Raw genomic sequence first — 13032 nt, 5'->3', positions numbered from 1 at the left:
AACCTCACGATAAAAAAGTTGCAATGCGTCCTCCGGGGCAGACGGCCATGACCAGCCAATTGCGCCCCACCTGTCATATTTCCATCCGGACCTGTCATTATTCCACTTTCGGAGGGGGAGCGCCATTGATACGATGTAAGCGCAATCATTTCTTCGTATCAAGGAGGATTATCCGCATGAGAAAGCTCGGGGCAAGCCTGATCGTGGCGCTTGCGGCATGCGCGGCGCTGTCGGCGACCGCCATGGCCAAACAGCCTTACTCGTCGTATTGGTATCCGGACCAGCTGCTGCAATGGGAGGCGGCCAAAGACCCGGACGCCGCGTTCAACCGGAGCGTCGTGCCGCTCCAGGACCGCGTGAGCGGGCCGGGCGTGAATCCGCATGCCACGGCGGAGCCGAAGGTCGTGGCGCTCTCCGCGCTCAACCAAGGGACGAGCGGGGTACCGTCCCAGGGGGCGGACAAGTTCGGCGCGAACACGTTCGGCTACTGGCAGTACGTCGATAAGCTCGTCTACTGGGGCGGCTCGGCCGGCGAAGGCATCATCGTGCCGCCAAGCGCGGACACGATCGACGCGGCGCACAAGAACGGCGTGCCGATTCTCGGCACGATTTTCTTCCCGCCGTCCGTGTACGGGGGCAAGTACGACTGGGTGAAGCAGATGATCCGGCAGGATGCCGGCGGTCATTTCCCGGCAGCGGACAAGCTGCTCGAAGTGGCGCGCTATTACGGCTTCGACGGCTGGTTCATTAACCAGGAGACCGAAGGCGGCACGCCGGAGGACGCGAAGCAGATGCAAGCCTTCCTGCGATACATCCAACAGAAGAAGCCGGCAGGCATGCACATCATGTGGTACGACTCGATGACCGCGGACGGCAAAATCGTATGGCAGAACGCGCTGAACGACAAGAACGCGATGTTTCTCCAAGATGGCGGCCAGAAGGTGGCGGACAGCATGTTTCTCAACTTCTGGTGGCGGGAGCTGAACACATCGGCCGAGAAGGCGAAGAGCCTCTCTCGCAGTCCGTTCGAGCTCTATGCCGGCATCGACGTGGAGGCGAAGGGCTACGACACGAAGGTGAACTGGGGGTTGCTGTTCCCGGAAGGCAAGCCGGCTGTGACCTCGCTTGGCATCTACCGGCCGGACTGGGCGTTCAACAGCGCGGAGAGCATGGCGGATTTCTTCGCGCGGGAGAATCGGTTCTGGGTCGGCGCCAACGGGAATCCGGCCAATACGGCGACCGATCAGACGTGGAAAGGAATCGCCAATGACGTGGTCGAATCCTCGCCGGTGAACGATCTGCCGTTCACGACGCATTTCAATACCGGCAGCGGTCAGAAGTTCTTCGTCAGCGGCGAACAAGTGCGCGACAAAGGCTGGAACAACCGCAGTCTGCAGGACGTGCTGCCGACGTGGCGCTGGATCGCGGAGAGCCAAGGCACCGCGCTGACGCCATCGCTAGATTGGGCGGACGCCTATTATGGCGGCAGCTCGCTCAAGATCGCGGGCGAGCTAAGCCCTGCCAACGCGACGAACGTGAAGCTGTACCGCACCGATCTGCGGGTCGAAGCAAGTACGAAGCTGTCGCTGACGTACAAGGCGAGCGGCGAGCCGATTCTTAAAGTTGGCCTCACGTTCGCGGACGCGCCGGGCAAGATGGTCTATGTCGATCTGAAAGGCCGCCAGGCGGAGGATTGGAAGACCGCGACCGTCAACCTGACGCCGTATAAAGGCAAACGAATCACGTCGTTGTCGCTCGATGTGGACGCGAAGCGGACGATCCGGAATTTCGAGCTCCGTGTCGGGGAATTATCGATTGCGAATGTTAACGATCGCGAAAAGCCGCTGCCCGCCGTGCAAGGATTGAACGTGGCGAGCGCGGACTTCCGCGACGGCATCTACGGCGACGCGCGGCTCGTCTGGAACGAGCCGCGACAGAAGGCGCAGCAGTACGAGATTTACCGCGTGCTGCCGGATGGCAGCCAGACGCTAGTGGGCGCGACAGGCAACAACGTGTTCTATGTGCCGGAGATGCGGCGGATGAATAAGGAGGCGGCCACCATACTGAAGGTGGTGCCGGTGAACGGTCAGTTCCAGCCGGGACCGGCCGCGCAGGTGAAGCTGGAATGGCCGGCGTATCCAAAGCCCATCGCCCAGTTCAAGGCGAGCAAGACGCTCGTCGCGCCGGGCGAGAGCGTCACGTTCACCGACTTGTCGACGGAAGTGACGGAAGGCTGGACGTGGACGTTCGAAGGCGGCTCGCCGGCGGCGTCGACCGAGAAGAACCCGAGCGTCTCCTTCGCGCAGGAGGGCGTCTACGCCGTTACGCTGACAGCCTCGAACAGCTCCGGCGACGATACGGTAACGAAGCAGGCGCTCATTACGGTCAGCGCATCGGCGGCATCTACGGCGAACCTGGCGCTGAATACGCCGGCGACGGCCGACCATGCCTGCGGCGCGGCGGAGGGCGCGCCGAACGCGGTCGACGGCAAGGTGACGAATAACAGCAAGTGGTGCGCGCTCGGCAATGCGCCGCATTGGCTGCAGCTGGATTTGGGCGGCATGTACGCGATCAGCGGTTTTACGATCAAGCATGCAGAGGCTGGAGGCGAATGGTCGGGCTTCAACACGAGCGACTATACGATCCAGGTGAGCGCGGACGGCGCGAGCTGGACGGACGTCGTTACGGCGAAGGGCAATTCCGCGGCCGAGACGTTCGACGCGATCGCGCTCACGAAGGCGCGTTACGTGAAGCTGGTCGTCGTCAAGCCGACGCAAGGCGGCGATACGGCTGCGCGGATCTACGAGTTCGAAGTGCACGGACTCCGCTCGTAAGTTTCGCGAATGCGAAGAGAGGCTGCGCGCCATGACGGCGCGCAGCCTCTCTTCAACTGGACGGGCGATGATAGCCTCGGGCGTTTAAACGATAGCATTCGGGGAATACTAGAACTAGATTCCCGCTATCGTAACTATTGAATCCCGTTAGGAGCATCGCCATGAAATGTATTAATTGCAACTCCATCGATATTGGCCGGATCGGTACGCGACAGTACTACTGCTGGAACTGCTGCATCGAGATGACGATCGAAGACGACGGCCGAATGGACGTTTTTCAAGTTGAGAAAGACGGCTCGCTTAGTTCGCTGAACGATCTCTTTCTGGAAGTAGAGATGGAAGCGTCCGAGTCAGCGGAGACGGCCGACTTGGCGCAGGACGAGGGGCAGCGGCTGTCCGGCTAGGACGGTATAGCGACGAAGAGGCATCGGGCGTGCGAAAAGCGCGCCGATGCCTTTTTGGCATGTTTTGTTTACAGCGTCGCATGTCTTGCCGTGCGCGTGTCGCATCGGTCCGCCTACGCCCTCGCATGCTGCCCAGATCCACCTTCGCCCTCTGTCCTATTAAAGCATCTCCCATCGCGCCCGATCCAACCGAAAATATCTTAAGCCGTCTCGCAGCGCCTCCGCTTCCTCGAACCCCAGCTTCGCGAGTAAGCGGGCGGACCGCTCGTTCGCCGGCTCCGCGGTCGCTTCGATGTACGCGAGCCCCATCCCCTCGAAGCCGACGGCCAAGACGGGGCGCAGCGCTTCGAGCATAAGCCCTTGCTCCCAATAGGCAGGCGACAGATCGAAGCCGATCTCCGCATGCGACGGCGCGCGCTCCTCCCAACAATGGTAGCCGCACGTTCCGACCAGCTCGCCGTCTAACCGATTGAACAATCCCCAGCGGCATCCCGTGTCCTCTAGATGGAACCGGATGATCTCTTCCGCTTCGGTGATCGACCGACAGGGCGGAATATCCATGAATGCGGTGACGCGCTCATCGCCGAAATGCCGCATGACCGCCTCGGCGTCCGCAAGCGTCAGCAGGGACAGCCGCAGCCGCTTCGTGCTAAGCGCGGGGAATGGGAACGCATGTGTCGTCATTATAGAACTTGCCCCCCTATCTCTTTTCAGCCTTAATGAAGCTATTTTTAATGCCGTTTGCAATTTTAGCCAACTACTATCAGCTGTGAGTGAGTATAGCCGCGTCTTCCGCATGAATCAAGGGCAATAGTGCTCCCCAGCGGCTAGTCATCATGATAAAATATGGAAAACTATCGAGACGAAGTTCGGTATCGAAGATGGCGGGCACGCGAGCGCATGCAGATCCTATTTCTGATCTCGCACGTTCTCCTATTCCTCTTCGGAGGACTTACTTGGCATCGGAACAAGGGTAAGGCTGGCGGATTGGAAGCGGGAGGAGAGCTGAATGCGCATCCGTGCCGAAGTGTTCCGGGAACGACCGAACCATAATGGCTATACTAGGGAAAACAACCTAGGGTGGGATGCCAAATGTCCAGCAAAATGTCCGCAGCCTGCTTGGCTCTGCTCACGGCGGCCGTGCTCGTGCATAGCCCATGCGCGGGGGCGACTCCCCGTGAGCAGTCGCTTGAGAGCGCGTTGCTGCAGCAGTTAGACCCGGTGGTCCGAACCGCTATCGGACGTATCTACCGCGAGACATATCCGCAATACGGCTGCGAGCGGATCGTGGCGATCAACGAACGGGTCACGACCAAACAGCACCGGCAGCCGTCGCTTCCGGTCGACGCGGTACACGGAGCGCGTTACTACGATATAACGGTGCGGGTCTGCAGACCGCAAGGCGAGCAGCTCGACCTTCGGCTCTGGAACGATACCGTTACCGCGCAATATTACTTGACGTGTTACCGGCAAGTACCGGAAGCGGAGCTTCGCGCAGAACTGAAGACTAGCAAGCCGGATTAACGCCGCGTCCTGGCGGTGGAATAGGAGGAGGAGAACAATGGATAGGAACGGTTCGGTCATTGCGCTCGACTTGGACGGCACGCTGCTTGGATCGGATAAACGGGTGTCGGCGCGGAACGCGGCGGCGGTGCTGGCCGCCTATCGGGCAGGCAGACGGATCGTCATCGCGACGGCGAGACCGCCAAGATCGGTCCTGGAGCTGCTGCCTGGGGAGCTGCTGGACATCTGCTCGTTCGTCTTCTATAACGGCGCCTTGATCCGCGACGCGCGATCGGGCATCGAAGAGCATCTGCCCATCGAGGCTGACGTTACGGCGGAGCTATTGGATTACTGCGGCCTGCACATGGGGAATTGTCATATTAGCATGGAGGTGAACGACGTCTGGTACGCGAACCGGGCGCTCGACGATCCGGAGTTCTACCATTCCAAATTCAAGCCGGCGATCCGTCCGCTGGCGGAACTGCGGCTGGAGGCGGCGACGAAAGTGCTGCTGACCTCGTTCCAGGAGGCGGAATCCATCCGCGCCGCTTTCGCGGAGCGCGCGAATGTCGTGCTGACCGACGGCGGCCGGCTGCTGCAGATTATGAACAAGTCGGTCTCCAAATCGGCAGGACTGCTTCGGCTATGCGCGCTTTACGGCGTGCCTGCCTCGGACATGATCGCCTTCGGCGACGATATGAACGATATGGATATGCTGCAGACGGCCGGATACGGCGTGGCCATGGGCAATGCGGTGCCGGAACTGAAGGCGCTGGCGCGGCATGTGACGGGGACCAACGACGAGGACGGCGTCGCGGCGGTGCTGGAGCGGCTAGCGTAAGGAACGAGCAGGCACCGATTCAACTTTCGGCTATCGCGCCGATAAGGCAATGTGTATAATGTTAAGCAACAAAACAGGCGTGAAGGTACGCCGCGAACAACGGAGTGCGCCTATGTCTTCCCTAATCGATACGCTGACGTCTTTGACCGAGGAGGACGTGCGGCATTTCCTCGACCGGTACCGGTCGCTTGGCCCGCTGCCGGGCATGCTGCTCACCTTCATGAAATCGTTCGTCCCGCCTCTGCCGACGCTGATCATCGTGGGCGTCAACGCGGCGGTGTACGGCTTATGGCTTGGCTTTCTGTACTCTTGGCTTGGCATGATCGCCGGCTGCATGACGACATTCTTCATCTTTCGGCGGATCGGCGAGCATCGCTACGCGCGCAAGTGGGCGGCGAAGCCGCGCGTGCAGCGGAGCATGGTCTGGATCCAGCGCAACGCGTTCGGGTACGTGTTCCTGCTCAGCTTATTCCCTGTCGGGCCGTTCGTCGTCATTAACATTGCGGCCGCGCTCGCGCGCATGCCGCTGCGTTCCTTCCTGATCGCGATCTTGTTCGGCAAGGCGGTCATGGTCATGTCGGTGTCGATGATCGGCTACGACGTGGAGCGGTTCATGCAGGAGCCGGCCAGGCTGCTGTATGTGGTGCTGTTCGTCCTCATTTCGTTCGTCGTCAGTAAGCGAATTGAAGCCTGGTTTACGCGCGAGAGCGCCGCACCGGGGACGGAGTCGTAACGGATAACGCGGTTATGACGAAATAAAGCAATGCTCATGAAGCAGCCCCTGCCGATATACGGCAAGGGCTGTTTGCCGTCCGTCGATTGCGCGGCCGAAGTCTCCGCTTGCATGGACGAAGCCCGGAAGAACGGGCGTTCTTCCGGGCTTCGGAGGAGGGGGGGCGTGGGGGTATGTAATAACCGTGGAGACTCATGCGAGGGAGAGACGGGGATGCCGGGCGGTCTATGCGGAGAGGGGCTTGCGAAGAAGCGCGATCCGGTGAACGGGGAGATGCCCGGGGGCGGAGGAGGACCGGATTCGAGAGGAATGGCGCGGGCGGCGCATGCGGCGGCCCTGCGGGTATGGAGGACGAACAGCAACGATCGGGTGCAGGCGGATAGGACAGCATTTCTTGGCGTCGTTCGTAATCTCGTTACCTTTAGTTTAGCCGTGGCGAGAGCTGCCGGGCAGTACCAACTTTTGTTGGTACCTTCCCGGATGAGCGGACGGGTTGACACCTTTTTCTTATTCGATCTATAATTACAGTACGTTCTGGAAAATTAGAATGATAATTGATTCTAAAGGAGTTAGCCTCCATGAGCCATCCGTTATCGATCAACCTCGAGCAGCAGAAGCTGCTGGCAAGCGCGCTGCGGGTCAAGCTGCTGCACGCGCTCAAAGACACGCCTCGCACGGTGAAACAGATCTCGGTACTGCTGGAGGAGACGCCCGGCAACGTGCATTACCACTTGAAGCGGCTGCTCGAAGGCAAGCTGGTCGAGATCGTAGAGACTCGCGAGCTCGGCGGCATCGTCGAGAAGTACTACAAGTCGGTGGCGACCGTCTTCCATAACCAATCGCATCCGAGGCCGGGCGTAGAGACGCGTCTGCTGCTAAGCGCCGAGGAAGCGAAGCAGCTGAAGCTTGAGATGGCGGAGCTGCTGGGCAATTGGGAGGAGCGGACGACGCTTCGCAAACGCGAGCCGGAGCATCGGGAGATGCTAATCAACGTGGATATTGTTCCCGTGGAAGAAGGGCATTAGGAATATCACGAAGGGTTCCCGCGTGAAGACAAGCGATATTCTAAGAATAGATGCAAGAGAGGATCTTAACACATGAAGAAAGCATTAACCGCCATTATCGTCGCGCTCTTCGCCTTGACGCTCGCAGCGTGCGGCTCCAACTCGAACGAGACGCCGAGCAGCAACGGGGCAAAGTCGCAGAACGAGACGGCAGGCCAGGCGCCGGATGCCGAGAAGGCGAAGCTGAAAGTATACACGTCCGCCAAGATCGCCGAGGATAAGGTACACACGCTGTTCGGGAAAGCGACGCTCCAAGACGGTACGCCGATTCTCGATCCGATCACCGGAACGGCCGAGAAAGCAAAGTCGCTCCTGGCCAATTATTTTGATCCCGCGCTGGCGGACAAGATCGTGACGCACTATATCACGGACAAGAAGAGCGGCGAGAGCACGCTCGTGAACGTGGAACCGTTCTTCGCCGCTTCGATTTTGGCCACGAAGAGCGCGGAAGAAGTCCAAATCGAGGGCGAGAACGACACGTACACCGTTACGACGGCGGACGGCGGCGTATACACGCTGACCTGGGACGCTTCGAAATCCAAGTATCTTGTGACGTCCTACGAGAAGAAATAATCCAGACATCGTCCCCTTGCATGCGAGGCAGTTCCTCGCCGTGCCGGGGGATATTTTTTTGTCGCCGAAACCCAATCATCTGGTTATTTTGGGTCCGATTGGGAATTGTATAAGAGCATGCTTAACGTAACGGGGGCCGCACGTTGAGAGTTGATGATCGAGAAGGAGGCTCGAGAAAGTGCCAGGGCGCCATCGAGCGCGACGCCTTAATTCCATCGTAACGGGTGAAACGTCATGACCAAATCGGAACAAATCGAAAAGGTTCTATGGAGCATTGCACTGCCAGGTTTTGGTCAGTTGTTGAAGAAGCATTACTTTACCGGGGTCATTCTCATTGCCGCGGAATTGGTGATCAATGTCAAAGCCCATCTGAACGATATCATCATGCTGAGCTTCCTGGGTGAGATCGAGGAGGCTGTTCAGACGGCGAACTATCAGTGGCTGCTGTTTTATCCGTGTTTCTATATGTTCGGCATCTGGGATGCGTACCGGATTCCTGGATCGGGCAGGGGGTATTCCTTCACGGCGACCGTGATGGCCGCGTACTGCGCGACGGTTGGCGTTTTTTATTCCAAGAACCGGATTTTCGGCATCCTTTGGGGTCCGGTGTGGCTCCCGATGATCGGCTGCTTCGTCGGTTTGGCGGTGGGCTTATTGCTGCAGCAGGTGTTGAAAAGATGGCGAAAACCTTAAAACGCAGCCGCTTTCGCCTAACGGATGGCCTACCGGATGAGCGGTGGCCTGCGAAAGGGCTGGGGCTGCGTTGACTCCGGATGAACATGGAAGGCGGGAGATGGCGCGCAAGTTATTTGGGAGAAGGGCTTGCGCGAACCGTATAGATGAGTTAAACTGAACTCATCAGTAATTGGTCAATCAATAATAATATAAAAGGAGGAGCATTCCATGGCAAAAGGCACGGGCACCTCCGCCAACCGGCGCACGGATATTGTGGCCGCCGCGATCGAAGTGTTCGCGGAGATCGGATATTACCGGGCGACGACCGCGCAGGTGGCGGAGCGGGCGAACATCTCGCAGCCTTACGTATACCGGTTCTTTACGAAGGAATCGCTGCTTGTCGAAGCGCTCGAGGTCTCTTGGCAGCGAATAATGCAGGCGTTCGGGCGCGTTATCGCCTCCGAGAAGCCGGAGGGGCTCGAGGAAGGGCTTATTCAGGCGTATGAAGCGATCATGGAATCCCACCGCAGCGAGATTTTGCTTCAGATGCAAGCGCAGACGATTCAGGATCAGCCCGTCCGCGAGGTCATGCGCCAAGGCATGCGAAGCGTGAGCGAGCTCGTCGAGCGGGCATTCGTAGAGGCTGGAGCGGCGGAAGCCTCCAGGCGGACGAGCGATTTCATGGCTCGAGGTTTACTGTGCAACGTCTCGATGGCGCTGGATATGCCGAGCCTGCTGGATAAGGGGCATCGGAGGTAACGCAGCTTGCCGGAGCGCTCTGGCAGTTCTTTCGTCCTTGGACGGAAGAGACAAGGGTGGCTCCGGCGGGGCGTCTGGCACCAAAATTTTTTTGATGATATGTAATTGGTCAATCAATAACTATTTGATGAGGAGAGGATAATGATGAAGAAAGTCATCGTATTGGGAGCGGCAGGCGGCGTAGGCGCGCCGGTTACGGCGGAGCTGGTAAGCAGAGGGATCGAGACGGTCGCCCTCGGCCGGTCGATGGCGAAATTAAAGCAGTTGGCGGAGGAGCTGGGCAATCCCGCTCATCTCACCCTGACCGCGGGCGATGCGTTCGAGCCGGATACGATCATTCGGGCGGCGGCTGGTGCGGACACGATCATCCATAGCGCGAACATGCCCTACCATGAGATGGAGACGAAGCTGCTGCCGCTCGGCGAGTCGGTCATGGAAGCCGCCAAGCGTATGGCGGCGAAGATCGTCGTCGTCGACGGGATCTACCCGTACGGCCGCCGGATAACGGCGGATCGAATTACCGAAGACCACCCCAAGCAGCCGCATACCCGGAAAGGCAAAACCCGGCTCGCGTACGAGCGGCTTATCTTCGAGCCGAAGTGGCAGCCTGCCAAGCCGCTCATCGTCCGGCTGCCGGATTATTATGGACCTTCCGCCCAAGCCTCCTACCTCAACGTGACGATGGAAGCGATCGCCGCAGGGAAACCGACCGCTTTCGTCGGCAACATGCGGGTACCGCGCGAATATGTCTATCTGCCGGACGCGGCGCGCATGATCGCCGAGGTGGCCGGGCGGGACTCGGCCTATGGCCAGAATTGGCATATCCCCGGCCCGGGGTTGCTCTCTGGTCGCGACATCGTCGCCATCGCGCAGCGGGCGAGCGGACGGCGCAAGGCGGTCGTGCCGCTGGGCCGATTCGGCCTGTCGCTGATCGGACTGTTCAACCCGGTCATGAAGGCGGTGGTGGAGATGCTGTATTTGACCGAAGAGCCGCTGGTGTTAAGCGGGGAGAAATACGAGCGCGAGATCGGCCCGATCCGTTGGACCCCGCACGAGCAGGCGATCACCGATACGATTCGGTGCCTGCAGCGCAAGCGGCAGGCGTAAGGGGAGCGCGCCGCGGAGAGGGGGGCGAATCTCCTTAATTAGCGGCATTCATTATTCACTCCGTTAAGCGAGCTCGTGGCCCAACGCCCGGGGGCCGCTATCGCAGCCGATATACCCGCGCCTCATAAGGCCGAAGCGACAGCTCCATGATGTCCCATTCGGCCTTCAGCTCGTAGTTGCCGAGGATGACGTCGCGCGCCTCATGGCGGAGGTAGTCCGGCAGCTGCAGCCAAGAGTCGATGGCGGTCATGTTGAGCAGCACGACCCAACGTTCGCCGCTAGCAGCCGTGCGGGTATACGCGTAGATGTGATCGTGCCACTCCGCGAACGCCTCGTAGCGTCCGTAGACGAGCACGTCGGCATGCGCCTTGCGCAGCGCGATGAGTTGGCGGTAATAATTGAAGACCGAATGCGGGTCGTCCACCGCCTGCGCCGCATTGATTTCCCGGTAGTTCGGGTTGATGCCGATCCACGGGGTTGCGCTCGTGAAGCCGGCGTTCGCCCCGCCGGTCCACTGCATGGGCGTCCGCGCGTTGTCACGGCTTTTGCGGTGAATCGCTTCGAGCATCCGGGCTGGATGGACGCCGCGTTGGTTGACTTGCTCCACGTACGCGTTGCGCGTCGCGACGTCGCGATAGTCCCGAATGGACGGGAAGTACGTGTTCGTCATGCCAAGCTCTTCGCCTTGATAAATATAGGGCGTGCCTTTCAGCGTATGCAGCAGCGTGGCGAGCATTTTGGCGGAAACGCCCCGGTGCTCCCGATCCTGTCCGAAGCGGGATACCGCGCGCGGCTGGTCGTGGTTGTTCAAGTACAGGCTGTTCCAGCCCTCCTCGGCTAGGGCTAGCTGCCATTTGTGAAAGATCCCTTTCAGCTCCCGAGGCGACCATCCGGTGCGGAACCAGTCCCCGCCGCCGCCGTCGATATCGACATGCTCGAATTGGAACACCATGTTCATGCCATAGGAAGGATTGCCCGTGTACAGACGCGCTTGCTCCGGGTTCACGCCGGGCATCTCGCCGACCGTCAGCAAGCCAGGGCGAGCGGATAACGCCTGCTCGTTCATCTCTGCCAGAAATTCAAGGAACCGGGGCCCGCTGACGAAATAGTCGCCGCCCCACGCGTAGCGCGAGCCGCCGTGCTCCGCCGCGTCCGGCAGCGCCTCCGTCTTCGAGATATAATTGATGACGTCCATCCGGAAGCCGTCGATGCCTTGCCCGATCCACCAGCGGATCATGTCGTACAGCGACTCCCGCACGCGGGAGTTGTTCCAGTTCAAATCCGGCTGTTTGCGCGAGAACAGATGGAGGTAATATTGGCCGGTCGCCTCGTCGAGCTGCCAGGCCGAGCCCCCGAATACGGACACCCAGTTGTTCGGCTCCGAGCCGTCCGGCTTCGGGTCGCGCCATATATAATAATCGCGGTAAGGATTATCGCGCGAAGCCCGCGAGGCCTCGAACCACGGATGCTCGTCGGACGTATGGTTGATAACCAGGTCCATGACGAGCTTCATGCCGCGCGCGTGCAGCCCGTCCCGCAGCTCCCGCCAATCGTCCATCGTGCCGAATTCCTCGGCGATGGCCTGGTAATCGCTAATGTCGTAGCCGTTGTCGTCGCCGGGCGAACGGTAGATGGGGCTCAGCCAGACGACATCCACGCCGAGCCGCTGCAAATAATCGAGTTTGCCGATAATGCCGCGCAGATCGCCGATGCCGTCTCCGCTCGCATCCATGAAGCTGCGCGGATAAATTTGATAGACGACCGCTTCTCGCCAGTGATTGGATGGGATAGTCATAGCGCCTTCATAACCGCCTTTCTGCCGTGAAATCCATATGGTGGTAGTGTATGACAATCTAGATTCGAATAAACATGGCCGCAGCCCCCGGCGCGACGGACGGCAACCTAAAGCAAGCGAACGGACGCGGTTGGGAAGTTGACAAGCGGAAGCGTTGAGATGGTAAACCTACAATATATGGTTCATGCGGAGGGGGAAATCGAATGCGCGCGAGGAGTTACCTATGGCTTGCGGCGATCAACGCCGGGTTCGTGTACGTGTATATCTTCTGGAGCCGGCTGTCGTATTACGCGATGGAAGGCCGCATGCCGCTTATTCTACTCGCGGGCGCGTTCTGCGTGGCGGTGCTCGCGCCTATCGCCGTTAATCTATGGCGGGCGGTTCGTGCCGGCCGTTACTGGTGGCAGGCGCTCTCTACGGCGGCGGCTTGCTGGATGATTCTGTTAACCGAGCCGCTGGTCATGCCGCTCTACAGATCATGGGCCAACCACGAGGCGATGATGCTGGCAATTCGGGTATTAGCGTACTATAATCCGAATCTATAAACGGCCCTCGATGAAGAGGAACTGGAGTTTCGCGCGCTGAATAGTCAGAACTACTGCCGGGGAAGGCAACTGAACAAGGGCCAACCATGCTTCAACCATCGCCTGCGAGGCGGTGGTTTTTCGTTTGTCTTGCGTAAGACGACGGGTATCGGAATGCGCGAACAAAAAAAATTCGAGCAGGCTGATATAATTTCGTGCG

The 13032-nt window shown here is 59.6% G+C and carries 14 protein-coding genes; 12 read left to right on the top strand and 2 right to left on the bottom strand.

The genetic code is table 11. The annotated features are described in order from the left end of the window. The first annotated feature begins 176 nt into the window (after positions 1-176). Complete coding sequence (locus ACFFSY_RS34695; protein WP_377503133.1) at positions 177-2834, top strand: endo-beta-N-acetylglucosaminidase; 2658 nt, start codon at positions 177-179, stop codon at positions 2832-2834. Positions 2835-2995: 161 nt separating this feature from the next. Beyond that, positions 2996-3238 carry a YrzR-like zinc ribbon domain gene (locus ACFFSY_RS34690; RefSeq protein ID WP_377503131.1) on the top strand — a complete coding sequence of 81 codons (243 nt, stop codon included), beginning with the start codon at positions 2996-2998 and terminating at the stop codon, positions 3236-3238. Between the two features lie 159 nt (positions 3239-3397). Here ACFFSY_RS34690 and ACFFSY_RS34685 read toward each other — a convergent pair whose 3' ends face one another. Beyond that, positions 3398-3922, bottom strand: a complete 525-nt coding sequence (locus ACFFSY_RS34685; protein WP_377503129.1) for a GNAT family N-acetyltransferase — start codon at positions 3920-3922, stop codon at positions 3398-3400. A 408-nt stretch (positions 3923-4330) separates the two neighbouring features. Here ACFFSY_RS34685 and ACFFSY_RS34680 point away from each other — a divergent pair, with 408 nt between their 5' ends. The 9 genes from ACFFSY_RS34680 to ACFFSY_RS34640 all read left to right on the top strand — a co-directional run bounded on the left by ACFFSY_RS34680 (position 4331) and on the right by ACFFSY_RS34640 (position 10493). Further along, positions 4331-4762, top strand: coding sequence for a hypothetical protein (locus ACFFSY_RS34680; protein WP_377503127.1), 432 nt, complete (start codon positions 4331-4333; stop codon positions 4760-4762). A 37-nt stretch (positions 4763-4799) separates the two neighbouring features. Continuing rightward, positions 4800-5582: an HAD family hydrolase gene (locus tag ACFFSY_RS34675; RefSeq protein WP_377503125.1), complete on the top strand. Its 783-nt coding sequence runs from the start codon at positions 4800-4802 to the stop codon at positions 5580-5582. 112 nt (positions 5583-5694) lie between these two features. Next, positions 5695-6315, top strand: coding sequence for a TVP38/TMEM64 family protein (locus ACFFSY_RS34670; protein WP_377503123.1), 621 nt, complete (start codon positions 5695-5697; stop codon positions 6313-6315). 165 nt (positions 6316-6480) lie between these two features. After that, entirely contained in the window at positions 6481-6837 is a 357-nt protein-coding gene (locus tag ACFFSY_RS34665) for a hypothetical protein (RefSeq protein WP_377503121.1), read from the top strand. A 56-nt stretch (positions 6838-6893) separates the two neighbouring features. Then, the gene (locus ACFFSY_RS34660) at positions 6894-7340 is read left to right on the top strand and encodes a helix-turn-helix domain-containing protein (protein ID WP_377503119.1); all 447 of its coding nucleotides are present in this window, start codon (positions 6894-6896) and stop codon (positions 7338-7340) included. A 72-nt stretch (positions 7341-7412) separates the two neighbouring features. Beyond that, the gene (locus ACFFSY_RS34655) at positions 7413-7952 is read left to right on the top strand and encodes a hypothetical protein (RefSeq protein WP_377503117.1); all 540 of its coding nucleotides are present in this window, start codon (positions 7413-7415) and stop codon (positions 7950-7952) included. 234 nt (positions 7953-8186) lie between these two features. Next, complete coding sequence (locus ACFFSY_RS34650) at positions 8187-8645, top strand: hypothetical protein (protein WP_377503116.1); 459 nt, start codon at positions 8187-8189, stop codon at positions 8643-8645. A 210-nt stretch (positions 8646-8855) separates the two neighbouring features. Further along, complete coding sequence (locus ACFFSY_RS34645) at positions 8856-9386, top strand: TetR/AcrR family transcriptional regulator (RefSeq protein WP_377503114.1); 531 nt, start codon at positions 8856-8858, stop codon at positions 9384-9386. A 144-nt stretch (positions 9387-9530) separates the two neighbouring features. After that, entirely contained in the window at positions 9531-10493 is a 963-nt protein-coding gene (locus ACFFSY_RS34640) for an NAD-dependent epimerase/dehydratase family protein (protein ID WP_377503230.1), read from the top strand. 97 nt (positions 10494-10590) lie between these two features. Here ACFFSY_RS34640 and ACFFSY_RS34635 read toward each other — a convergent pair whose 3' ends face one another. Next, positions 10591-12288: an alpha-glucosidase gene (locus ACFFSY_RS34635; RefSeq protein WP_377503112.1), complete on the bottom strand. Its 1698-nt coding sequence runs from the start codon at positions 12286-12288 to the stop codon at positions 10591-10593. Positions 12289-12491: 203 nt separating this feature from the next. Between ACFFSY_RS34635 and ACFFSY_RS34630 the strand changes: the two genes are divergently transcribed. Beyond that, positions 12492-12833, top strand: coding sequence for a hypothetical protein (locus tag ACFFSY_RS34630; RefSeq protein WP_377503111.1), 342 nt, complete (start codon positions 12492-12494; stop codon positions 12831-12833). The last annotated feature ends 199 nt before the right edge of the window (positions 12834-13032 follow it).

This window comes from Paenibacillus aurantiacus, from assembly GCF_042431225.1.
GTDB lineage: Bacteria > Bacillota > Bacilli > Paenibacillales > Paenibacillaceae > Paenibacillus_Z > Paenibacillus_Z aurantiacus.
This window is presented reverse-complemented; position numbering and strand designations above follow the sequence as displayed.

What these genes read in the sequence shown, in the direction of transcription:
- ACFFSY_RS34630 (WP_377503111.1), top strand. Translation starts at nt 12,492, where the DNA reads ATGCGCGCGAGGAGTTACCTATGGCTTGCGGCGATCAACGCCGGGTTC.
- ACFFSY_RS34650 (WP_377503116.1), top strand. Translation starts at nt 8,187, where the DNA reads ATGACCAAATCGGAACAAATCGAAAAGGTTCTATGGAGCATTGCACTG.
- ACFFSY_RS34690 (WP_377503131.1), top strand. Translation starts at nt 2,996, where the DNA reads ATGAAATGTATTAATTGCAACTCCATCGATATTGGCCGGATCGGTACG.
- ACFFSY_RS34675 (WP_377503125.1), top strand. Translation starts at nt 4,800, where the DNA reads ATGGATAGGAACGGTTCGGTCATTGCGCTCGACTTGGACGGCACGCTG.
- ACFFSY_RS34695 (WP_377503133.1), top strand. Translation starts at nt 177, where the DNA reads ATGAGAAAGCTCGGGGCAAGCCTGATCGTGGCGCTTGCGGCATGCGCG.
- ACFFSY_RS34655 (WP_377503117.1), top strand. Translation starts at nt 7,413, where the DNA reads ATGAAGAAAGCATTAACCGCCATTATCGTCGCGCTCTTCGCCTTGACG.
- ACFFSY_RS34660 (WP_377503119.1), top strand. Translation starts at nt 6,894, where the DNA reads ATGAGCCATCCGTTATCGATCAACCTCGAGCAGCAGAAGCTGCTGGCA.
- ACFFSY_RS34685 (WP_377503129.1), bottom strand. Translation starts at nt 3,922, where the DNA reads ATGACGACACATGCGTTCCCATTCCCCGCGCTTAGCACGAAGCGGCTG.
- ACFFSY_RS34635 (WP_377503112.1), bottom strand. Translation starts at nt 12,288, where the DNA reads ATGACTATCCCATCCAATCACTGGCGAGAAGCGGTCGTCTATCAAATT.
- ACFFSY_RS34670 (WP_377503123.1), top strand. Translation starts at nt 5,695, where the DNA reads ATGTCTTCCCTAATCGATACGCTGACGTCTTTGACCGAGGAGGACGTG.
- ACFFSY_RS34645 (WP_377503114.1), top strand. Translation starts at nt 8,856, where the DNA reads ATGGCAAAAGGCACGGGCACCTCCGCCAACCGGCGCACGGATATTGTG.
- ACFFSY_RS34680 (WP_377503127.1), top strand. Translation starts at nt 4,331, where the DNA reads ATGTCCAGCAAAATGTCCGCAGCCTGCTTGGCTCTGCTCACGGCGGCC.
- ACFFSY_RS34640 (WP_377503230.1), top strand. Translation starts at nt 9,531, where the DNA reads ATGAAGAAAGTCATCGTATTGGGAGCGGCAGGCGGCGTAGGCGCGCCG.